This window comes from Pseudovibrio sp. Alg231-02, from assembly GCF_900143565.1.
GTDB lineage: Bacteria > Pseudomonadota > Alphaproteobacteria > Rhizobiales > Stappiaceae > Pseudovibrio.
On the sequence record NZ_FREX01000002.1, the window covers coordinates 210,898 to 233,374 of the forward strand.

At 50.9% G+C, this 22,477-nt stretch carries 19 protein-coding genes; 9 read left to right on the forward strand and 10 right to left on the reverse strand.

The features are described 5' to 3' along the window. Positions 1-11: 11 nt before the first annotated feature. Together DHN43_RS06580 and DHN43_RS06585 are read right to left on the reverse strand one after the other, a co-directional pair. Entirely contained in the window at positions 12-989 is a 978-nt protein-coding gene (locus tag DHN43_RS06580; protein ID WP_108818121.1) for a DUF1402 family protein, read from the reverse strand. Between the two features lie 115 nt (positions 990-1,104). Next, the gene (locus tag DHN43_RS06585; protein ID WP_244272115.1) at positions 1,105-1,476 is read right to left on the reverse strand and encodes a septal ring lytic transglycosylase RlpA family protein; all 372 of its coding nucleotides are present in this window, start codon (positions 1,474-1,476) and stop codon (positions 1,105-1,107) included. Positions 1,477-1,720: 244 nt separating this feature from the next. On the opposite strand from DHN43_RS06585, the gene DHN43_RS06590 reads away from it, so the two are divergent. The 3 genes from DHN43_RS06590 (at position 1,721) to DHN43_RS06600 (ending at position 6,295) form a co-directional block, all read left to right on the forward strand. Next, positions 1,721-2,674 (forward strand): heparan-alpha-glucosaminide N-acetyltransferase, encoded by a 954-nt coding sequence (locus tag DHN43_RS06590; RefSeq protein WP_063302598.1) that lies wholly within the window; start codon positions 1,721-1,723, stop codon positions 2,672-2,674. A 638-nt stretch (positions 2,675-3,312) separates the two neighbouring features. Further along, the gene (locus DHN43_RS06595; protein ID WP_108818123.1) at positions 3,313-4,479 is read left to right on the forward strand and encodes an OmpP1/FadL family transporter; all 1,167 of its coding nucleotides are present in this window, start codon (positions 3,313-3,315) and stop codon (positions 4,477-4,479) included. A 613-nt stretch (positions 4,480-5,092) separates the two neighbouring features. Beyond that, on the forward strand, positions 5,093-6,295 hold the full coding sequence (locus DHN43_RS06600) for an OmpP1/FadL family transporter (protein ID WP_108818124.1): 1,203 nt from the start codon (positions 5,093-5,095) through the stop codon (positions 6,293-6,295). A gap of 54 nt (positions 6,296-6,349) precedes the next feature. On the opposite strand, the gene DHN43_RS06605 is transcribed toward DHN43_RS06600, so the two are convergent. Together DHN43_RS06605 and DHN43_RS06610 are read right to left on the reverse strand one after the other, a co-directional pair. Beyond that, the gene (locus DHN43_RS06605) at positions 6,350-6,850 is read right to left on the reverse strand and encodes a hypothetical protein (protein WP_108818125.1); all 501 of its coding nucleotides are present in this window, start codon (positions 6,848-6,850) and stop codon (positions 6,350-6,352) included. A gap of 5 nt (positions 6,851-6,855) precedes the next feature. Beyond that, entirely contained in the window at positions 6,856-7,341 is a 486-nt protein-coding gene (locus tag DHN43_RS06610; protein ID WP_057461141.1) for a hypothetical protein, read from the reverse strand. Between the two features lie 334 nt (positions 7,342-7,675). Here DHN43_RS06610 and uvrB point away from each other — a divergent pair, with 334 nt between their 5' ends. Then, entirely contained in the window at positions 7,676-10,516 is a 2,841-nt protein-coding gene (gene uvrB, locus DHN43_RS06615) for an excinuclease ABC subunit UvrB (RefSeq protein ID WP_108818424.1), read from the forward strand. A 201-nt stretch (positions 10,517-10,717) separates the two neighbouring features. After that, positions 10,718-11,359, forward strand: coding sequence for an HAD family hydrolase (locus DHN43_RS06620; RefSeq protein WP_063308043.1), 642 nt, complete (start codon positions 10,718-10,720; stop codon positions 11,357-11,359). Between the two features lie 17 nt (positions 11,360-11,376). Here DHN43_RS06620 and DHN43_RS06625 read toward each other — a convergent pair whose 3' ends face one another. After that, on the reverse strand, positions 11,377-13,293 hold the full coding sequence (locus tag DHN43_RS06625; RefSeq protein ID WP_108818126.1) for a S9 family peptidase: 1,917 nt from the start codon (positions 13,291-13,293) through the stop codon (positions 11,377-11,379). 290 nt (positions 13,294-13,583) lie between these two features. On the opposite strand from DHN43_RS06625, the gene DHN43_RS06630 reads away from it, so the two are divergent. Next, entirely contained in the window at positions 13,584-14,048 is a 465-nt protein-coding gene (locus DHN43_RS06630) for a plastocyanin/azurin family copper-binding protein (protein WP_208860173.1), read from the forward strand. 86 nt (positions 14,049-14,134) lie between these two features. Here the strand turns inward: DHN43_RS06630 and DHN43_RS06635 are convergent, their stop codons facing one another. From DHN43_RS06635 to DHN43_RS06650, 4 genes are all read right to left on the reverse strand, one after another. Next, entirely contained in the window at positions 14,135-15,034 is a 900-nt protein-coding gene (locus DHN43_RS06635; protein ID WP_082596468.1) for a DMT family transporter, read from the reverse strand. 161 nt (positions 15,035-15,195) lie between these two features. Further along, the gene (locus DHN43_RS27525) at positions 15,196-15,324 is read right to left on the reverse strand and encodes a hypothetical protein (protein WP_256387170.1); all 129 of its coding nucleotides are present in this window, start codon (positions 15,322-15,324) and stop codon (positions 15,196-15,198) included. A 168-nt stretch (positions 15,325-15,492) separates the two neighbouring features. Beyond that, on the reverse strand, positions 15,493-15,903 hold the full coding sequence (locus DHN43_RS06645; RefSeq protein WP_063293957.1) for a DUF3775 domain-containing protein: 411 nt from the start codon (positions 15,901-15,903) through the stop codon (positions 15,493-15,495). 443 nt (positions 15,904-16,346) lie between these two features. After that, entirely contained in the window at positions 16,347-16,745 is a 399-nt protein-coding gene (locus DHN43_RS06650; RefSeq protein ID WP_108818127.1) for a GtrA family protein, read from the reverse strand. Positions 16,746-17,019: 274 nt separating this feature from the next. Between DHN43_RS06650 and DHN43_RS06655 the strand changes: the two genes are divergently transcribed. Then, positions 17,020-18,219 carry a pyridoxal phosphate-dependent aminotransferase gene (locus DHN43_RS06655; RefSeq protein WP_108818128.1) on the forward strand — a complete coding sequence of 400 codons (1,200 nt, stop codon included), beginning with the start codon at positions 17,020-17,022 and terminating at the stop codon, positions 18,217-18,219. 189 nt (positions 18,220-18,408) lie between these two features. Here DHN43_RS06655 and DHN43_RS06660 read toward each other — a convergent pair whose 3' ends face one another. Beyond that, the gene (locus tag DHN43_RS06660) at positions 18,409-19,122 is read right to left on the reverse strand and encodes a hypothetical protein (RefSeq protein ID WP_057461134.1); all 714 of its coding nucleotides are present in this window, start codon (positions 19,120-19,122) and stop codon (positions 18,409-18,411) included. Positions 19,123-19,569: 447 nt separating this feature from the next. Here DHN43_RS06660 and DHN43_RS06665 point away from each other — a divergent pair, with 447 nt between their 5' ends. Together DHN43_RS06665 and DHN43_RS06670 are read left to right on the forward strand one after the other, a co-directional pair. Further along, positions 19,570-20,079 (forward strand): DUF992 domain-containing protein, encoded by a 510-nt coding sequence (locus DHN43_RS06665; RefSeq protein WP_057461132.1) that lies wholly within the window; start codon positions 19,570-19,572, stop codon positions 20,077-20,079. Between the two features lie 246 nt (positions 20,080-20,325). Further along, complete coding sequence (locus tag DHN43_RS06670; protein ID WP_063293954.1) at positions 20,326-22,386, forward strand: elongation factor G; 2,061 nt, start codon at positions 20,326-20,328, stop codon at positions 22,384-22,386. Positions 22,387-22,477 lie beyond the last annotated feature (91 nt).

The window sequence follows — 22,477 nt, forward strand, 5'->3', positions numbered from 1 at the left end:
GCTCCCCTTTTTTATCGAAGGATTGCCTGGAGTTCGTCGATGCGCTCGTTGATGAGCCAGCCGTAGTAATTTTCTCGCGGCAAATGTGCTGGTGTTATTCTGCGCTTGTTCCGATAGGAAATGGCGCGTTCCCAAGGATTTCCGAGATTATACAGGGTCGACGTGATACCAGGGTTTTCGGAAATATCGACGTTAGCGACCTTCTTGTAGGCGTTGATGGCGTCTCTTAGCACTGCTGCGGTGTAGTGAATTGATTTGTTTGGGTCCATCACCGTTTTATAAAGGCCAGAGGCATCTTTTGAGCTGAGTTTTGGCAGGCCGCTGATGCTGCTGACCATGTCATTCATCTTTAGGGCTGTGAGCGGTGTTATCTGGCCTAAACCGAAGCTTTGGCCTGCGAACATTGGCCTGAAAAAGGCTCTGTGAAAGGGCTCTCGCGGGTAGCGGACCGCGCCGATTGTTTTGCCCATAAACCTTGTGTTCCAAATGAGTTCGTAGCACCGCCAGCGGCTGTTGCTGGTTTCCTGGCGGCGGCATGTGTTGAATTGCGGGCGCTTTACAAAACTCCAGACTTTCTCGCCATCATGTTGGAAAGAAATAGGAATTCGCGCGTATTGCAGAGCCTTCATGTAATAGCCCTGAGCGCTGTCGAGGCTATCATAATTGTAGGTATGCTCTCCAACGATCGCACCCAGGATGTGGACCGGGTCTATGTTGTACAGGCTGGCGACCTTCTTGATGTTCTTGATCAGGCGGCCTTCTCGTTTAAGCACTTTGAGAATGCGCTGGAACTTTTTTTCATAGGTTCGATTAAAGGCTTTGGTGCGTGTTGCGGATGCGCTGGGGATGGTTGGCTGGCTTTGAAGGCGATTGCCAGCGGGAACCTTAAGCGGAACATTCGCCTGTGCTGAACTTAGCAATAAGTCAGGAGAAGATAATATTAGGGCTGTTGCTAGAATTAATGCACTTGCTTTTTGATGTAATGTCATAGCAATCGAACTCTGCACTATTAATTGCTGTTGGTTTTGATTGCTTTATGTCTAGATGAATTATCCTAAAAATCTATTCAGATATTGATTTTTGCTTTCTACAATAAGTATGGTGCTATTTTTTACAATTATGCCCATTCAGGTATTTCTTAAATTCATTGGCAACTGAAATGCGTACATGTGTGACGCCGCTTTGAATAAAGCCCAGTTCCGAGGCTGCTGCTTTGGAAAGATCAATCAAGCGGTTTTGAGCATATGGGCCGCGATCATTTATCCGTACTGTCAGAGATTTGCCGTTTGATAAGTTGGTTACAAGAACTCTTGTGCCCATTGGCAGCGTTAGGTGAGCTGCCGTGAGCTTGGCCGGATCCATCATTTCCCCGCTCGCCGTTTGGGACGTGAGGGCATACCAGGAGGCTTCTCCGCATTGAGATGTTCTTTTAATTTCCACCTGATGAGGGCGCAGGATGAAGGCGACAGACACAATCAAAATGGCGATGATGAACAAGAGGAGATCGTAAATGCGACCATCGCGATGAGCCAAGCTTTTGTTGTTACAAGACATTCTGGAGCCTATTGGCTATTTTACTCCGCTAATTATACAGGGTTTCCCTCGTTTTAGGGACCAGAGAGATTTTCTGTGTTGGTGAGTTGGTTTATGTAGATTGAAAAAATTGATCGCGTTTGTAGCGGTGTGAACCGTGCGAACATGTTCCGGATAGGGGAATAAAGTGCAGCAAAACCCATTGACTGGAAGACTTATCCTCGCGGATGTCGCCCGCGGCCTCGCACTCCTGACAATGGCAATCTATCACTTCTCCTGGGATCTTTCATGGTTTGGAGTTGTTGACTGGGATGTGTCCGGCTCTGCGGGGTGGCGGTTGTTTGCGCAATTGATAGCGGGCAGTTTTCTGTTTCTGGTTGGGTTCAGTTTGGTGCTGGCGCATAAAAGCGGTATCCGCTGGGAGAGTTTCTGGCGCAGGGAGGTCAAGGTCGCAATTGCTGCAATTGCGGTTTCTGTTGCGACTTATTTTATCTTTCAGGATCAATGGGTTCGGTTTGGAATTTTACATTCCATCGTGGTGTCGAGCCTACTTGCCCTGCCGTTTTTGCGTGTTCATTACGTGTTTGCGTTGCTATGTGGGGCAGGGGTGATCCTTCTCTACCATTGGCTGGGGGATTATGTGCTGCCATACCGGCAGTTTTTCTGGCTTGGGCTCAACTCCTTGCCTGAAGTTTCCGTTGATTATGTGCCACTTATTCCTTGGTTTGGGCCAGTGCTTTTAGGTGTCGGGTGCGGGGATATCCTGCATCGCTATAATCTTTTACGGTTTTTGCGCGGTTCTGCGTTTCCGAGCGTTATTTCGCGTTGTTTTGCGTGGTTCGGTCGACATTCCCTTGCGACCTACCTTCTGCACCAGCCAGTCCTGTTCGGGATCGTTTGGGCTGGCGTGACTGCTGGGGTGATTGGTACCAGTGGCGATGTTCAGGTCAGAAGCTTTCAGCAATCTTGCGTGATGGCGTGCAGTCAGACCGTGGATGCCAGGCAGTGTGAGCAGGCGTGTCGGTGTACCTCCTCTGAAATAAAAGATCGAGGCATGTGGGAGGACTTGCTGACCAGACCGAATGATGCGGATGTGCGTGAAATCGCGCAACAGGTCTTTCAGGTGTGTCTGCGCCGGTAAGTTCGGCATCCCTTTTCGATATGATTTTATCTCCCTGATTCAAGGAAGATATGCCCGCGTTAAGCTGATTTAGTCGATCTGCCTGTGAATCAGTCAGGCAGAGCTCTCTGAAATTTCGGAGAGTTGGGGATCAACTATTCTGGTGCGCAGCTATTCCTCTGAAAAAATATACATTTTCTGGTCGCTGAAATCTCAAGGGGGCATTCATGAGCTCTTCCTTTCCCAAAAGGTCGCGCTTTTGCGCTGTTACCTATACGTAAGCTTCGGAATTGAATGAGATTTTTACAATCTGACCCGAGATGTTGTCTCCATGAGTAAGTCATAGTTTGCTCAATTGTGCAGATGACATAAAGTTAGTTTCAGAAGAAAAATACTCAAAACTACAGATAGATGGTATTGACCACGCTAAATGTACGGATAATATATCACTTGGTAAATATACGCAGTTATTATGAAGTGATGTTGGGATTTTCGTGCTTGTGGGGGAAGTATAGTCGTAATCTATGCTCAAATAATGTTTTAAACATAGCGTCACCTCCATGAGGTGAGCTCTTCTTTCACGACATATCTTCGCATCCCTTCAGGAGTGGGCCCGGTTTTGGGGAATTACCGGAAGCTCACGAGTATGGGGGAAGAGAATGCGGGTTTTGAAGAATGCAGGCCGAGGCCTTGCAGCAGGCTGCTTTGTGCTGGCCGGATCAAGTGCCGCCTTTGCAGGTGCGTGGGATACGCTTGGTATAGGCTCGTCTGAGCTGCTTTTTGCTCCAGAGGAGTTTGTGGTTGAAGGTTCTGTGACCTATGTTGACCGTAATGTTGATTACGTGAGTACGAACGCGACTGCTACGGATGGTCCGCTCAAAACACGTGCGACGCCGAATATCTGGAATTATCAAGGTGCAATGAAGTTTGCCATCACCGATAGTGCTGACTGTTTAGCGCGCTTTAATAACCCACTTTCGATTGAGGAGGATATGGACCCTAATTGGAGGGGGCGTTTTTCTGGTTATGAAACGCAGGCAAAGGCGTTCGCCATTGATGCCACATGTTCCTACAAGTTCCAAGTCGGCGAGGGGCGTTTCATTCGCGCAATCGCAGGGGCAAAAGCTCAGCATCTGAGCTACTATTCTAAGGGTGCTCATTCATCCGGTGCGGCGGCTGAAGTGGATCTGCGTGCTGATGGGTTGGATTATGGCTGGCGTGTTGGTGTTGCCTACGAGGTTCCTGCTTATGCGATGCGGGCCAGCTTGATCTACGATTCACAGATTGAATCGAAGCTTGATGGGGATACTTCTGTTGGTGGGAGCAAGGTCTATGATAGTGTCGCATCTCTGACACTGCCACAATCTGTCGAGCTAAATGTGCAGTCAGGTATAGCTCCAGGGTGGTTGGTTAGCGCCGGAGTAAAGTGGGTTGATTGGTCTGTGATTGATGTACTTTCTGTAGACAGTGCTGATCCTGCTACAGGTACGTCTGCCGGAGAAACAGTGCATCGTAAACTCAATTTTAAAGATGGTTGGACTGTGAAAGCTGGCATTGGACATGCTTTGACCGAGCAGCTGAGTGTTGGTAGTTCCTTGCAATGGGACCGTGGTGTCGGAGGTAGTTATTCTGATACCTATACGCTTGGTCTGGGCGGGTCGTATGCGGCCAACAAGAATGTGAAGTTTACTTTGGGTACGGCAGCAATCTATAAGACGAGTGGATCTGGAGATGCGAACAACATAGCTTCTGGTACTGTTAGTGAATACGATTATGACAGTTCTTGGGCCTTCGCTGTAAATACTAAGGTACGTTTGTCGTTCTGACGTACTTGCGAAGAACACAAATACGAAGCCGGGGGCATTGTCTCCGGCTTTTTTGTTTTAGGTGCTCATACTGCGATTTGAGGGGAATCCCTCATTGTGCGTGATTTGTGCAAGATGCAGCTCAATTTGTGCTGTTTGTGCAACAGTTTTGTGGAGAAATGAGCATGTTGGATTGTTGGAAAACCTATCCCAAAACTCTTAAGTAATTTACGTATAGGTAAGTTTGACTATCGTCTAATGCTTGGTCTCTCTTTACGATTAACTGGCCTGTGTTTGAGACTAGTAAATATAACATCCTAATTTACCTTAGGTTATATTAAAGTCTAGAAAAGCTTACCCAAGCGAAATGGCGTAGTATTTATACTATGGGAGGGGTGATTATTTCTCCCGATGCGTTATGCATGCAGTCAGAACTATATCAGTTTGCTCTGCAAATTGGTGGGATTGCACTGGCGCGAGGCACGTTGATGCTCGTTAAGTGCGGATAGCATGTGTGTCGCATTGGGGTGAAACGCGTTGCAATTTCCGTATCTTAAGCAAGTGCTCCTAACTGAATGAACCTAAAATCAGTGTTTTAAACACTGTGTATGGGGAAACATAAGGGGGAGAGGGCATGCGTGTTCTCAAGACATTGGCTCAGACAACCGTTCTGGGCTGCGCGGTATCCATGATTCCGGCTGCTGCATTTGCAGGCGGCTGGTCGACCGAAGGTATCGCAGACTACGATCTTCTGTTTGCAAAAGAGCGGTTCGCGTTTGAGGCTCAGTCAACAGTAGCGCTTCGCAATGTTGACTTTAAAAATGCAAAAACCACAGTAAATAGCGTGATTGATCTCAGCGCATTGGGTTCTGCAAAAGCTGATGATATTGCACCAAATTTGTGGCTGAACTCTGGTTCTGTAAAGCTTGGTCTAACTGATAACTTGGATCTTTTCGCAAGAGTTAGTCAGCCATATGCGATTAGCGAGCAGCCTGGTTTTGACTGGAATGGACGCTTTGCGATTGCAGAAACCAACGCTGATGCACTCGGCATTGATGCGATGTTAAGCTATAAGCACGAAGTTTCTGATGGCAAGTTCATACGGGTATTTGGTGGTGTTCGGTCTGTAACCGTAGACTATGAGCAACTTTCAAGATCACTGGATACGAACACCTTCGAAGAATCGGATGTTGCTATCAATGTAGAGACTGATCGAGAGTATGGTTTCCGTTTGGGTGCTGCATTTGAGGTGCCTGAAATTGCTTTGCGGGCTCTTGTTGCATATGAATCCGAGATTGACCTTGATCTTGAGGGTGACTTGGCAGGTTTGGTCGCTGTTCCGCTCGCCGCATCTGCAAATGCGACACTTCCACAGTCTCTTGAAGCTAAGATTCAGACCGGGGTTGCTCCAGGTTGGCTTGTTTCTTTGGGTGTTAAGTGGACTGATTGGAGTGTCCTGAACGAGCTAAGTGTCGATCTTCCAGCTGCAAGTGCTACTGTTGTACGTGATCTAAGTTATAGCGATGGTTGGATTGTTGAAGCTGGTGTTGGACATCAGTTAACCGAGAAACTCAGCGTCGGAAGTACTCTTACCTGGGATAAAGGTATTGGTGGGCCTTACTCTGACTACTATGCACTTGGTCTTGGCGGCTCTTATGACTTAACCGAAAATGTGAAGTTTTCGTTGGGTGGCCGCGCCATCTATAAAACTGCGGGCGAAGGTGCTTACAATATTCAGAGGACGGTTGGAGCTACGACTACTGAAGTCAACACCGACTACGAATACGACTCCTCCTGGAACTTCGCGGTTTCTTCTAAACTCCGCGTTGCGTTCTAAGCTTTTGTGTCTTTGGGAATTATGGGGCCGGGGATGGTGATCTCTGGCCCTTTTTTATTTTGGGGCTGAGGCGATGAGGTGGCATTCGTAGCGGTTGTTGTTGCTGAAGCGGATTTCGACGGATGGCTGTTTGAACTTGTTGTTGATCCGAAAGATCACGGCTTGAGCGCCGAGGCTTGAGAGATGGTCGGGTAGTTTGTTGCTGAAGAATTTGTAGTGCGCTTTGATCGGGTGGGCTGTCATTTTGATGACTTCCCCTGCAACCGCTATTTCAGCAAAGGCGTAGGTTGAGCTGGTGTCGATTTCATAATCGACGAACACTGCCGTTCCACGAAACTCGTCATAAATTTCCTGACAATGGTCGGTCATGTCTGAGGAAGCCGAACCGGCACTCACTGCTGTTCCAAAGTGAGCGATGGGTAGCATGAGTTCTTCTGTGACCAGTCGCGCATTTGCCATGCCAGCTGAGCCCAAATGGACTGCAGCAGCAATGCACAGCACTGCCGCTTTTTCGCGAAATGGTCTGTTCTGACGGGCGATTGCTGGGAAAGGCATTTGCCTTACTGTCTCAGCTTGAAAGCTTCAGTGCTTAAAAAGCATTTGTCTGTTGGTTGGTCTCCTGCCGCGATGATGTGCACCACTTCATCGTCGAAGTCGTCTTCCATCGTATAGATGACCCTCAGAAAGCCTTTGCTTTTGAGAACATCGGGCATCTTGTCTGAAGTGAAGGAGTAAGTCTCGGGTATACCCAGAGGAGTGAGGCGGACTTCGGTGTCTTCCACCAGAGCGATTGCGCGGTTTTGGGTTGGGCTGATCTGGTATTCAACGAAGATCTCCTTGCCCATGCCGAATTCGTACTTTTTCTCGCAGGCCTCTGTCACAGCCGGGTCTGATGAACCGTCTTCCTTTAAGCCAATGATGTAGTTGAGCGGAACGAGCACTTCGCCCTTTACGTTTTTTGGGGGAGCGGCCTGGGAAGCTGTGGTCAGGAAAAGAGCTGTGGCAATGAAGGTGACTGTACCAAGTCCGAAATGTACGTTTTTCATTCTTGTTATTCCTGCTCGGTATGAGAGATGAGCGTCAAGCTGATGTCAGAGTGATTTCCTCACTAGTTTTATTGAGTGGAACACGCTCTGGCTGTTATGGCGCAGTCTGCGGCAACCTCAGGCATCACTCAATTCAATGCGGTCAGTCTGGTTAAGAGAAGGCAACGGGTTCTTTTAAAACTAAAGCTGTTTGTTTATCACGTGTCGTAGGGAGCGGGTTCCTGCTTTTCGATGGAACGCTTTGCTGAGAAATTAAGAGGATGAATAGGCGAGAGTGATGGAACGAACTAAGAACATACTTTCTTTTCCAAATGACTCACGGCATAGTGCACCCATGACTAAGCGCCCTACAAAATCTTTCAGTTCTTCTTCATTGCCTGAAGCTGAGGGGTCCTCCTCTGGCTTTGGGGAAGCTCCGCAGCCTGTACTTTCCGGCAGTCCATTGTCAGGTTCCGTTTCTGACTGGGCGGACCAGATTGCTGATGAAGATCTTTCCGGTCTGAAGGCACGCAAGGAAGCAGAGCAGCCGAGTGAAGAAAAGGTTGCCCCGAAGAAGAAAGCTGCAGCGAAGCCAGCTGCGAAAAAGCCTGCTGCCAAGGCGAAGAAGGCACCTGCCAAGTCTGCGCGGGGCACTTCCATGGGGGCCACGAGTGATCCGCGTGAGCGGGCCAAGGGTGGTTTGAACCCGGTCGCGGGGTTAGATATTTCGCTGGAAGATGCTGAGAAGCTTCTTGATAGTCATGTCAAAGAGACGAAGAAAAAGAAGAAGAAGGCCAAGGAAGACACGATTACCGGAGCGACAGCGACTGTTCAGGCGCTGGCACGGCTGATTGAGCAGGGGCGTTCGGATGAATCTGGAGAGGATGCCTGGGTTCCGCACCGACCGGAGCGTCCGTCAAAGTCCGAGGGTGGGGTTCCGATTGTTCTGGAATCCGAATTTGAGCCCAAAGGGGACCAACCGACAGCGATTGCGGATTTGAAAGCCGGTCTTGAGGATGGCGATAATACGCAGGTTCTGCTGGGTGTTACGGGTTCCGGTAAGACCTTCACCATGGCGCAGCTGATCGCGCAGACACAGCGCCCGGCGCTGATCCTTGCACCCAACAAAACGCTGGCGGCGCAGCTGTATGGGGAGTTCAAAAGCTTCTTCCCGAACAATGCGGTCGAGTATTTTGTTTCCTACTATGATTACTATCAGCCCGAAGCCTATGTGGCGCGGACGGATACGTTCATTGAGAAAGAAAGCTCCGTCAACGAGCAGATTGACCGGATGCGCCACTCCGCAACCCGCTCTCTGCTGGAACGTGATGATGTGATCATCGTGGCGTCGGTCTCCTGTATCTACGGTATTGGATCGGTTGAGACTTATACAGCCATGACCTTTCAGCTGGAGGTTGGTGAGAAGGTTGAGCAACGCCAGCTGCTCGCCGATCTGGTGGCGCTGCAATATAAGCGCAATGATGCAGCTTTCCAGCGTGGGACGTTCCGCGTGCGGGGGGATACGATTGAAGTGTTCCCGGCGCACTATGAAGACCGGGCATGGCGTATTTCCCTTTGGGGCGATGAGATTGAAAGCATCACCGAGTTTGATCCGCTGACGGGTAAGAAGTCCGGTGAGCTTCAACTGGTGAAGATCTACGCGAATTCACACTATGTGACGCCGAAGCCGACGCTGAACCAAGCCACCAAGTCTATCAAGGCAGAACTCAAGCAACGCCTTCAGGAGCTGAATGACCATGGCCGTTTGCTGGAAGCGCAGCGGCTGGATCAGCGCTGTACGTTTGATCTGGAGATGATGGAAGCAACAGGTGCCTGTGCGGGCATTGAGAACTACTCCCGATATCTGACTGGCCGTGCACCAGGTGAGCCGCCGCCAACGCTGTTTGAATACCTGCCTGACAATGCGCTTGTGTTTATTGATGAGAGCCATGTGACTGTGCCGCAGATTGGCGCGATGTACCGAGGTGACTTTAGGCGTAAGGCGACGCTGGCGGAGTATGGCTTCCGCTTGCCGTCCTGTATGGACAACCGGCCACTTCGGTTTGAAGAGTGGGACGCGATGCGGCCACAGACGGTTGCGGTTTCAGCCACGCCTGGCAACTGGGAGATGGATGAAAGCGGCGGTGTGTTTGCGGAGCAGGTTATCCGCCCGACCGGTCTGACCGATCCTGATATTGAAATCCGGCCTGCCAAGACGCAGGTGGATGATCTGCTGGGCGAAGTGCGCGAGAAGGCGGCCAAGGGCTTCCGTACGCTGGTGACAACGCTGACCAAGCGCATGGCGGAGGATCTGACCGAGTATCTGCACGAAAATGGTGTGCGGGTGCGATACATGCACTCTGATATTGATACGCTGGAGCGGATTGAAATCCTGCGTGATTTGCGCCTTGGAGCGTTTGATGTCCTGATCGGGATCAACCTGTTGCGTGAGGGGCTGGACATTCCTGAATGTGCTTTGGTGGCTATTCTGGATGCTGATAAAGAAGGGTTCCTGCGTTCTGAAACCTCGCTGATCCAGACCATCGGTCGTGCTGCGCGTAACGTAGATGGTAAGGTCATTCTTTACGCTGACAGAATGACTGGCTCTATGGAGCGGGCTATTGCAGAGACCAACCGCCGCCGGGCGAAGCAGGAAGAATACAACGAAGAGCATGGCATTACGCCTGAGAGTGTGAAGCGCTCTATCGGCGATATCATGGAGAGCGTTTACGAGCAGGATCATGTTTCTGTCGATGCTGGCTTTGCCGAGGAAGGGGCCACCATTGGTCACAACCTCAAAGGCCATATTGAGGACCTTGAGAAGAAAATGCGCGAAGCTGCAGCTGATCTTGATTTTGAGATCGCGGCGCGGTTGCGTGATGAGATCAAACGCCTGCAAGAGACCGAGCTTGCAATTGCCGATGACCCCATGGCACGACAAACTTCTGTCGCGCAGCAAACCGGTGGGTTTGGCGGGAAGAAGAAATATGGTGCCGCTGGCAACCTGCCCAAGGCAGAGGCGGATAAGGCCGATGCTGGTAGCAAAGTGCATAAGCCACGGCTGGGTGAGATGGGGCCGGGAACAGACCTGCCGACACCAGCTGGTGCAACCGGCGAGAAGAAACCACGCCGGACGTCTTCAGGGCGCAGTTCAGGCGGGCGACCAGGCACGCGGACCCATCGAAAGAAGAACTAAAACAGTTCGCATTTAAGTTGAAACACCTGAACTGCTTTAGTCTTTGTTTTTGCGTATCTTTATCCGAAACCCGGTTTCCACTTTTCAGAGATACGCTGTAGGACAGGCTTTGCTATATGAGGCAGCGTTGACAGAGGCGTGTGTTTGCACCACATGTGTGATGAATGTTCTCTCTGCATGTTGGCTAACTGGTTGGGCTTAATGACAAAGCACATTGTTTGGGACTGGAACGGTACCCTACTGGATGATTTCGAAATCACTGCGCAATATGGCATCGACTATTTTGCAAAGGCTGGATTGAGCGGTGTGACGTTTGAGGATGTTCGCCAGCATCATACCCGTCCTTTTGCGGATTATATCAAGTCGCTGATGGGACGTGCTGCTACTGAAAGCGAGCTTGCCAGCTTCTACAGTGATTTCAGCAAAGTCTACGAGCCTGCGATGTATGATTTGCCACTGGCACCTGATGCGTTTCATGCTCTGGAGACCATAAGCGGGGCTGGTAAGAGCCAGTCAATCTTGTCCATGGCTCCCCATGAGGAGTTGGTCTCACTTGTTCGGCACAATGGTATCTACGAGCATTTTACCCGCGTTGATGGCGCGCGGGATTTGAAGAAGCATTTCAAAATCGACGCACTCAAAGCGCATTTTGATGAGCTGGGAGTGGAACCTGCCAGCGTCTGCGTGATTGGTGACAGCATTGATGATTTTGATGCGGCCAACGGTCTTGGAGCTTCTGCTGTTCTGGTTTCAACCGGCATGTACTCCCACGACCGCCTCGTCACCACAGGCGCCCCAGTCGCCACCAGCCTTACCGGTGCTGTCGCTGAGGCGCTGAAGTAGCGGATTATGAGCGACGGTTACAGGCCGTTGATGAGATCACGACCTGCGAGGATCTGGAGGGATGAGCCTTCCAGGTCGGTCCCGACTGCCTCCTGCTGGCCGCCCAGATGTTTGGCGAGAAACAGTTCTACCATGGCATGATAGGCCCGACGGTTGTGCATTTTCTGAATGCCGTGGCCTTCGTCCGGGAAAAGGCCGTAGGTGACTGGGATGCCGTGGTCTTGCATGGCGGAGACAATTTGCTCTGACTCTGGTGGCTTGACGCGTACGTCTTTGCCACCCTGAACGATCAGCAACGGTTTTTCGATATTCCCGACATGGGTCAGAGGTGAGCGTTCTTTCAGGAAAGCGCGGCCTTCTTCAGTTGTGTAGTCGCCAAGCCTTACTTTGTGGACGGATCTCCAAGGCTTCCAATACTCAGGGACTGCATCGAGAAAGCTGATCAGGTTGGAAATCCCGACCAGATCAATCCCACATGCGAACTTCTTCGGGGTTTGGGTCACGCCAGTGAGCGCTGCGAAGCCGCCATAGCTGCCGCCCATGATAGCGATGCGGTCCGGGTCGGCGATGCCTTCTTCAATGGCCCAATCCACTGCGTCCAGAAGGTCGGTTTGCATTTTGCCGCCCCATTCTTTGTTTGAGGCGTTTACGAATGCCTTGCCAAAGCCGGTAGAGCCTCTGAAGTTGACGGATAGAACTGCATAGCCTCGGTTTGCCAACCATTGGTGTGTCGGGCTCAACCCCCAAAAATCTCTCCACCATGGCCCACCATGCACGAGTAGCACCATAGGGCAGGGCTTTTCTGCATTAGGTGGCTGTGACAGATAGCAGACCAGATTGAGGCCATCCCTTGCTTTTATCTCTATGGGAGACATGCTGGTCAATGGTCGTTTTGCGAGCTCCGGTTGGCAGGAAAACAGGAAGGTGCTTTTTTCAGCTGATCTGTCGTAGCAGTAGAACTCTAAAGGCACGCTGTCCTGCACATGCGTAAGAATGAGCTTCTCAGCATCTTCTGAGAGGCTGTTGACCTCTATATCCCCCGAGAACTGCTTCTTGAATGATGCGAGAACTGACTCAAATTGTGGATCTATGGCAGTCCAATTGCTGCGAGCAAATGTTGCTGTGGCTGCTATGGGATGATGGGTGTGCGGGTGGAGTAACAGGTCGCTGATGTCTGCCTGTGGGTCCTCTGCGAGAACCGTGGAGGTTCGTGTCTGGAAATCTTCTGCTACGGCGGCGGCCTTGTCTCGTTCACGACTATCGATCCAGAACAAAGTTTGTCCATCCTCACTGAATTCAATGGGTTTGGTGGTCAAACTGTCTTCAAAGGGGATGAGGGTGTAACGCTGCCATTCTTTGCCGTCAGGTCGATAGAGAAATTCAACCTCGCCGTCGTCGGTGTAGCGGCGGACAAGGCGGACGTTAAAATCGCTGTCGGTCACGAAACCTGAGAACTGGTCATTTTGCTCAATGAGCTGGCTGTGCCCGGTAGTGAGGGAAACTTTGTACAGGTCGAAGTACTTTGCTGACCTTTCATTGTGAGCAATCAGGATTTCGTCCGGGTGTTTTCTCGATACCTCTTGCAGGTAGGCTCTTACACCGTGTGTTGGTGTTAGATATTTGAGATCTGTGCCATCAATGGGGACGCTCAGGATACAGAAGGTTTCGTCACCAACTTTGTCTCGCGAAATCAGGATGTGACGGCTGTCGTAAGTCCAGCGGATTGTGAAACCGATATGGCGGTCTTCAAAGTTTGTGAGGGGGCGGGCAGATTGTGGGTCTTCAGTACTGGCGAGCCACAGGTTGTATACGCCGTTGACTGGTGCCAGGAAGGCGATCCAATGACCACAGGGACTGATTGCGACCAGCGCTCGTTCAACAGGATCGAAGAATGTCTTGCGGGGGATGAGGCGAGTTCGTTCCTTAAGCTGCATGGTCAGAAGCCTTAAATTTATTACAGAAAAAAGCAGATCAGGCCTTGGAATAGGTGGCCTCGAAAAACGGTAGAAGAGAGCTAAGCGAAAGTATTGCAGGTGCTTCTGACCCTGTCCAATCTCTGAATGGTGCACAAACCACAACCGGATGTCGATTGCTGAAGGCTGCTTAAGGAAAGAGCATAAGCCATAGATAGTTTTTGCTTAGGAGGCTGCGTTAGATCAATGCAGACTGCCATTTACGGACGCATTGTTGATAATAATTCCGAATTGCAGGTGGACGTTTCTCGATGAAAAGAATTCTCTCAACCCTTCTTGTGAGTGTATTGATGGCGGGTGGTGCTCTTGCTGGGGAGGGCAAGACGTATTCCGTTAATCAGGTGACTGATGCCAGTGCGAACACACCTTCTCATATGTTCCGCTTTGAGCCTGATCTGCTTGAGGTGCCGTTGGGCGCTACTGTGAAGTTTGATAATTTTGATGGAAACCACACGGTTATTTCGATCAAGAAGATGACGCCGGATGGCGGGCCGAAATTCAAGTTCAGCAAGATGTCTCCTGATCGGAATGTTACCTTTGATACACCGGGAATTTATGGTGTGACCTGCGGTATTCATGGCCGTTTTGGAATGGCGATGATCATCAAAGTTGGTGAAGACAGTGCCGAGGACTTGGAGGGGGCTCGTTCTGTGGTGCCGGGTGGCCGGATGGGCACCAAGATCTCCCAGATTTTGGATCGACTTGAAGGCAAGTGAGCGTGTAGAGCTTGCGTGGAAGTTAGATAAAATAAAGGCAGCCGGTTGGCTGCCTTTTGTGTTTTGTGCTGATGCTTTTTTAAGCTCTATTCGGCCTGCGCCATGCTTCGTCGGGATTTGAGGTAGTGAGGTCCGACTTCAACAAGCAGGATACCGCTGAAGATGAGGGCGCAGCCGACCAGTCCGATTGGTGCGATGCGTTCGCCTAGAATGACGGCTGCAGCCAGAGCGGCGAAGAGGGCTTCTGATGACAGCATGATGGCTGCATCGGACGGTGTGGTCCACTGCTGACCAAATGCCTGGAAGGTGAAGGCCACGCCTCCGGACAATGCGCCTGCGAAGAAGATCTCGAACCACGCATCCTGAAGGGCTTGCACGGAGTAGGTCTCGAAGAAGAGTGAGGCTACCACACACACCACACCGAGGAAGGCGAACTGGATGACGGCAACCGTGATCGGGCGGCCAGAGGAAGTTGCAAGGCGTCCAACGAAGATCACTTGCAAGGCCCAGAAAACTGCGCACAAGAGCATGAGCAAGTCGCCGCCGTTCAAAGCTGTCAAACCACCGCCGAGCAGGTAAATGCCGAGCAGGGTGAACAGGCTTGCAGGCCACACGAGGAAGTTTGGCCTTCCTTTAAAGAACAGTGTGACAAGGATTGGCGTCAGCACAACATAGATCGCGGTTAGAAAACCGGCGTTGGTGACGGATGTTATCACGATGCCATACTGTTGCAGGACAGTGCCCAGAGTGAAGGCAACACAAACCATCAACATCGCAGGAAGGTGGGCCTTGCCAAGTTTTTTGGTGCTGTGAATGCGGCGTTCGCGTAGCGCGAACGGCAAAATCACCAAGGTGGCGAGGAGAAATCGCAGGCCAGAAAACTGCAGGGGTCCAAGACTTTCCATTGCAGTTGATTGCGCGACAAAGGCCATGCCCCAGATGAGGCCGGCCATGAGAAGAAGTATGTTTGCAGATGCCCTAGTCATCCCGCAGCTGTACTGCAAGCGAATAGGTGCTGCAAGCGGTCTGTCAGCGCTTCCGTTGAATTTCTCTCAAGGCGATTTTGAGCTTCTTGACGGTGTCAGAAACGTAGCGTTTGTTTTCACTCGTGCTGCGTGTGCTGGCATTTGTCTTTTAGGTTTACGCTCTAAAAGACAAACAAGACCATGATCATTATGCCAACGAAAGCGGCGATGACTGTTGCCGCAACAGGCCATGGTGATTGGGCGTGGCTGACGTGCTCTTTACGATGGTAGTCAACTGGCGAGGTTCTCATTGTGCTCCCCTGCGGCCCTGGTCAGTTGTTTTCCTGAGTAGGGGCCAATAGACGCGGATTACATCGAATACAGAAAGTATATATTACTGGATTTTGGTGTGTTCGAGATACCACAGGTTGAGCTTAAGCAGATCGCTCAATTGCAAAACTGCTATTGCCCATATTTTCTTATAGATTCAGAGCTTCGAGACCAGCCTCGAGATAATCAGGCAAGAGGGGGAGGCCCAAAAGGTATGTTGAGACCGGAGACGTGGATCGTTCGCGTGCTTCAGAGAAGGCAATGTCCAGGTCGTTCTGGTCATAATCACCGCGACCAATCCATGCGATGGCGACCAGTTCTGTCGCTTCGTCGATGTTGAGGTCGTCGATAATTTCTCTCAGTTCAGACTCAGAAAAGTCGTCATGCTCTTCTTCTGCAAGTCCGTCGTGATGGTGAACGTTTTCCAACTTTTCCGTATCGAAGGAGAGGTCACCTTCGTGCCCGTCCTCGTAAGTGTCTGGCAGACTTTCGGAAACAGCGCGCGCTTTTTGTACGATCAAGCGAACAGTTTCTGCAGATAGTGCTAGTTCTACGGCCATCGTTCGTCCCCGCTTATTGCTGTAACAGAACGTTACTCCTGTTCGGAATTATTCTGCAAGTGGAACTTATGGAACAGCTGCCTGCAGTCCAATCGCGCTGAGTGACAGTATGGCGCCGCTGAGAGTAATAGGCGATTTAAGCGGTAGAAAAGAAAAGGGAATTGGTTAAATGGAGGTTAGTGCGCGCCCGCAACTTATCCTATGTAATTCTACTGAGCGGAATACTTGATATCGTTATGGTTAAAAAAAACAGTACATACCGCAGGGGTAGGGGTTGTTTGTGCGCTGCACCTACGAGTAGCATTTGATGTAGGGGCGAAAATACAATCAAATCTCCCAGAATTTCTAGGTGCTGGCGGACCTGAGTGCTTTGTGCTGGCAGGGGTGTTTCTTACCCTGTCGGCACATCCAAAAAGAGCCGATTTTTCCTGAAATACCTGCGCTTAGTTTTTGAATGCGTAGATTTTTGAAAGCACGAAGTTGAAGGTCATGGACACCAGTGTGGCGAGGATAACAGCCAGATAGGTGGAGAAGCCGTCGATCAGGGTGATCAGTGCGCCATAGGTGCTGTAGTTGATGACGGCCCCCACGCTGTTGACCAAAACGAATCTCACATACTCCCCAAAAGGGCTGCCTTCAGAGCGGAAGGTGAAGATGCGATTCCAGAACCAGTTGTTGGTCATTGCAATCCAGATGGAAAGGATTCGCGCAATGAGGGGATCAAGGCCGACCACTTGCCAGAAAAAGGCGAGGGCGACCAGATCGACCACAAGACCGGAGCCGCCGACAATTCCGAAGCGAATGAACTGATTTTCGAGTAGTTTTCGCAGCAGGCTTTTCACGGAATTCGGGCTCTCATTTCTGATGGGACCAGCTAAATCTCCAAGTCTTTAGCTTCAGAGGCTGCTTAGCTTTGTTCCTTTGGAAATACAAGAGACGCAGCGTCACAGAACCTCTGATTATATCTGGGGAGTAATATTTGAAAAAATCTGCAGTCTTTGGCGAAATTTGAGCGGAAAAACTGGCGTGTTTGCGCTTGCCAAGCTTTGGTCTGCACCTTAGGGTCTGCCCGCACTTATTTTGCGAAGAACGTACCCGCTTCTATTGGAGGGCATTATGGGCTTTATCGCTGACTCGCTGTCTCGTGTGAAACCATCTGCAACGATTGCAGTGACCACGAAGGCACGCGAACTGAAAGCCGCAGGCCGCGACGTTATCGGCCTTGGTGCTGGTGAACCAGATTTTGATACGCCAGACAACATTAAAGCTGCTGCAGTTGCAGCTATTAATGAAGGCAAAACAAAATACACAGCGGTTGATGGCACTCCTGAGCTGAAACAGGCAATCAGCGCTAAGTTCCTGCGTGACAATGGCCTGAAGTATGAGCCAAACCAGATTACTGTCGGAACCGGCGGCAAGCAGGTGCTCTACAATGCACTGATCGCAACTATCAATCCAGGCGATGAAGTTCTCATCCCAACACCGTACTGGGTGTCTTACCCTGACATGGTGCTGCTGGCTGGTGGTGAGCCTGTGGTTGTTGAGGCGGATCAGAAGACCTTCAAGATCACGCCTGAAGCGCTGGAAGCGGCGATTACGCCTAAAACCAAATGGTTGATCTTCAACTCACCATCCAATCCGTCTGGTGCTGGCTACACCCGCGATGAGCTGAAAGCTCTGACCGACGTTCTGCTGAAGCATCCGCATGTCTGGGTCATGTCTGACGACATGTATGAGCACCTTGTCTATGATGACTTTGAGTTCACCACACCTGCGCAGATCGAGCCTCAGCTTTATGATCGCACTTTGACCGTGAATGGCGTTTCCAAAGCGTATTCCATGACCGGTTGGCGTATTGGTTATGCGGGTGGCCCTGCTGATCTGATCAAGGCGATGGCGAAGGTTCAGTCTCAGTCCACTTCCAACCCATGCTCCATTTCTCAGGCAGCAGCGGTTGAAGCGCTGAATGGGACGCAGGACTTCATTCCAGTCAACAACAAGGTTTTCCAGGATCGTCGTGATCTGGTTGTGTCTATGTTGAACCAGTCTTCTGGTCTTGAGTGTCCGGTTCCAGAGGGTGCGTTTTACGTATTTCCATCCTGTGCCGGCACCATTGGCAAGACTGCGCCATCTGGCAAGGTGATCGAGACTGATCTGGATTTTGCAAGTGAGCTTCTGGAAACTGAAGGGGTTGCTGTTGTACCGGGTTCCGCGTTCGGTCTGGGTCCAAACTTCCGCGTTTCCTACGCGACTTCCACTGAAGCTTTGACTGAGGCTTGTACTCGTATTCAGCGCTTCTGCGGAAACCTGAAGTAAGCTTATTTGGAAAGAGAACGCCGGAGACCTCTTTGGCGTTCAGCTTTCAATACAAAAAAGGCGCCGCATCATGCAGCGCCTTTTTTGTTTTAGGTGTTTCGCGGCACCAAAGAAAACTTTGGTGCTTTGTTTGTGCGTATCCTTATCCGAAAACCGGAATCCACTTTTCGGGGATACGCTTTTGGATGCTTAGTCCGGGAGGAGAGCATCCAGAATGTAGCTGTTGTTGACGAATGTGCCGCGGCTTTCCTCAACCAATGTCTGTGCATCGGCGAAGGAGAAGCGGACGCCTGCCATGATAGAAGCGTTTTCGAGCTTCTCAGAGCGCAGGTCTGCAAACATTGTCATGCCGTTTGCGGTTTCAGTCCCTGGCTTGAACTCCATACCCATTGCGTAGATATGGCTGTCGCGCAGATAGCGGTAACCCGCGTAAAAGCGTGCGTTTTCGCTGGCATAGTAAGATGCGGTTGCGCCACCCATGACAGAGCCTGTATCGTCGATCATCTGAACGCCGATGAGGCCGTCAACAGACAGGTTTTCAAAGTGAACCTGTGCTTCTGCACCTACGTAGCCGAAGGAACCGGCTCCACCGTTGATTTGCGCTGCAGAGCCAACAACACCGAAGTAGTTGTAGTCCTGCGTGCGGAAGCCCATGCGGCCTGTGCCAGCATAAAAGCCATAATCCTTGGTCCCGCCTGCGGTCGCATCAAATTGTGATGCAAAGCCTGGACCCTGCCCGAAAGCAGCTGTTCCTGACAACAGGCCCAGCATCTTGCCTTCGAGAGCCCCGAAAGCAGTTGTAATGCGGGCATTGATGGGATTTGCCTGCGCGATCGCTGGAAGAGTTGCAATGGCTATTGCACCGGTTACGCCAAACAAAAGTGTCTTCAAATTTGAGCGCATTGCTGATTCTCCGTACTCAATTTCTGAGTGGAGACTCTCGTGTTTTATTTAAAACATTGTTCTAAAGTGTCCCAAAATGGGTCAAATCGTTAGGCTTAATATCTATGGTTAATAATTGGTATACAGCTTTATGAAACCTTCTGAGAATGTAGGGCTTATCGATAATTTTTCCGTAAGTCCTTCTGCATGCAGGGCTTCTCTTAGATGACTTTGAGCGGCTTAAGGGATGCTTAGGGTTAACCCGGTGAGGTGACGGACAGGGCAGGTCGGTCTGTGATGCGTTTATGGTGAAAATCCTAATCACAATTTCTAACGCATATCACTAGGTAAAAATAACGCTGGAACTAAGCGGAGCATTCACTGTGATCGTAGCAAGGCTTTGACAGTCCGTACGCTTTGGTTTCCCATTGTGAAAAGGTCGTAGAGCCTGAGCACTGGAGAACAATAATGAAGAAATGCCTTGCTTTTGCTGCTGTTGCCGCTCTTGGTCTCAGCACTTCCGCCTATTCTGCAGACACGCCTGCACCTCCTCCTGCAGAACCCCAAAAGGATCGCCCTGGTGTTGAAGTTGGATCTTTGACCTGTGATCTGGTTGCCGGGACCAACTTCATTGTTGGCTCCTCTCATGAACTGTCCTGTGTTTTCAAATCGCCGAGCGGAAAGCGTATCGAAGGATATACCGGCACCATCAACAGCTATGGTATCGACATCGGACCCGTCACATCCGGAACGTTGGTTTGGGGTGTTGTTGCGCCGAAGGCTAACTTGAAGCCGGGTTCTCTTGCCGGGAATTACGGCGGTGTGTCTGCCGGTGTCACGCTGGGTGCTGGCGTGCAGGCGAATGTCCTGCTGGGTGGTCTGAATCGCTCTATCGCTTTGCAGCCTTTAAGCTTGCAAGGACAGACCGGAGCGAACATCACAGCTGGTGTCACAGGGCTGCGGCTGACCAAGCAGTGATCCTTTAATTCTTAGGGGGAATGTGAATCCTAACCCTTTGATCTTTATAAATAGCGCCGGTTCATATTGTGCGGCGGACTGTCACGCTTCAGTCCGCTGTTGTTTTGGCGCTTGCATATCACTGTGTTTCCGAGTGACGATACTTATCCAGAGTCTTATAATACTCTGGAAGGCGCGTGTGATTTTGCGCCGCCATGGCGCAAACGCCCGTGTCTGCTTCCCAAACCCAAACAGGGAGTATGGATCATGGGAGACAAGCATGTCGGAGTTGCCGGAGGCAGGGTTCGCAGCCCTCGTTCGGTTGCCATAATTGGACCTTTCGCAAGTGGCAAGACCACACTGCTGGAAGCTCTTCTCGCACGAACGGGGGCTATTGGGCGACAGGGAAGTGTTGACGCGAAAAGCTCACTGGGTGACAGCAGTGACGAAGCGCGTGATCACAGCATGAGCGTTGAGGCGAACATTGCCACCTGCACCTATAAGGGCGATCACTTCACATTTATCGACTGCCCCGGATCCGTAGAATTTCTTCACGAAGGCAACAGTGTCTTAAACGGCGTAGATATTGCCGTTGTGGTTGCTGAGCCAGATGAAAAGAAGACAGCAGCTCTTCAACTCATTCTCAAATCACTTGAACAGCGGAACATCCCGCATGTTCTCTTCCTGAACAAAATAGACAAGGCAACAGGTAGTGTGCGCGCGATGCTTCAGGCATTGCAGCCAGCTTCGAGCCTTCCAATGGTGTTGCGCCAGATCCCGATCTGGGAGGACGGCACTGCGACAGGCTTTATTGATCTGGCGCTGGAGCGGGCCTTTGTCTACCAGGAAGGCAAGCCAAGCAAGACCATCGAGATTCCAGATGATGAGCGTGCCCGTGAGGTGGAAGCGCGCTATGCCATGATGGAAATGTTGGCAGATCACGATGACGTTCTCATGGAGCAGCTTTTAGAAGACGAAGCGCCTGAGAGTGAGGTCATTTTTGATGATCTTGTGCAGGAAATGCAGCGCGGCGAAATCTGCCCTGTGTTTATTGGCAGCGCGATCAAAGGCAATGGCATCCGCCGTTTGCTGAAGGCTTTGCGCCATGATGCTCCAGGTATTGTTGAAACCCGCAAGCGTCTGGGGCTCAAGGAAGATGATGCCATTCTTCAGGTGCTGAAAACCTACCACACTTCACATGGCGGCAAGCTCTCTGTTGCTCGCCTGTTTGGTGGGTCTGTGAAGGAAGGTGCGCTTCTTTACGACAGACATGGGGAAGAGTATCGCCCATCTGGTCTGTTCCAGATGCAGGGTTTGCAGCCGAAGAAGATTACAGAGGCTGTTGCTGGTGATCTGGTGGCTCTTGGCAAGCTGGATAACATTGAAACCGGCATGACCCTTGGTGTTGGTGCCAAGCCTTCGCAAAGTCTGTTTGTCGTTGATACTCCGGATGCAGTTCTTTCCAAGGGGATTACGGCGACAGAACGGAAGGATGAAGTCAGACTCTCTACTGCGCTTTCCAAGTTGGTGGATGAAGATCCATCCCTGAGCATTACCCAGGTCCAGAGCACGGGTGAGACCGTACTGGAGGGGCAGGGCGAAATGCATCTGCGTGTTGCTCTTGAAAAACTGACCGGACGCTATGGGTTGTCTGTGAAGAGCTTTGAACCTCGTATTCCATATAAGGAAACCATTCGCGGCACGACTGAGCTGCGCGGACGCCATAAGAAGCAAAGTGGTGGCCACGGTCAGTTTGGCGATGTGGTGCTGGCTATCCAGCCTATGCCACGCGGTGAAGGGCACAGCTTCAACGACACGATTACTGGTGGCGTGGTGCCTAAGCAGTACATTCCATCTGTCGGGGATGGTGTGAAAGAAGCTCTTGAGAAAGGGCCTTTGGGCTTCCCGGTCGTGGATGTGGCTGTGACGCTGAAGGATGGCTCCTATCACTCCGTTGACAGCTCCGATCAGGCTTTCCGCATGGCAGGTATTCTGGCCATGAAAGATGGCTTGAAGGAATGTAAGCCGGTTCTTCTTGAGCCCGTTGATAAGGTTGTTGTGGCCTGTCCGTCAGATACCACAGCTCGTATCAATGCGATTGTTTCCGGTCGCCGTGGACAAATCCTTGGGTTTGATGCCCGCGATAACTGGGATGGCTGGGATGAAGTGGAAGCCATGATCCCTGAGAGCGAACTCAGCGACCTTATTGTAGAGCTGCGCTCTGCAACAGCTGGTGTGGCGACGTTCTCTCGTAACTTTGACCACCTTGCCGAACTTTCCGGCAAGGCTGCGGACAAAGTGATTGAGGGTGCAACAGCACCAGCCTGATACTCCAAAGCTTGCGCGCGTATTCTTGTCCAAAAACCGGAACCACTTCTAGGGAATACGCTCTAAAGTGAGACAGAAAAAGAACCCGGGG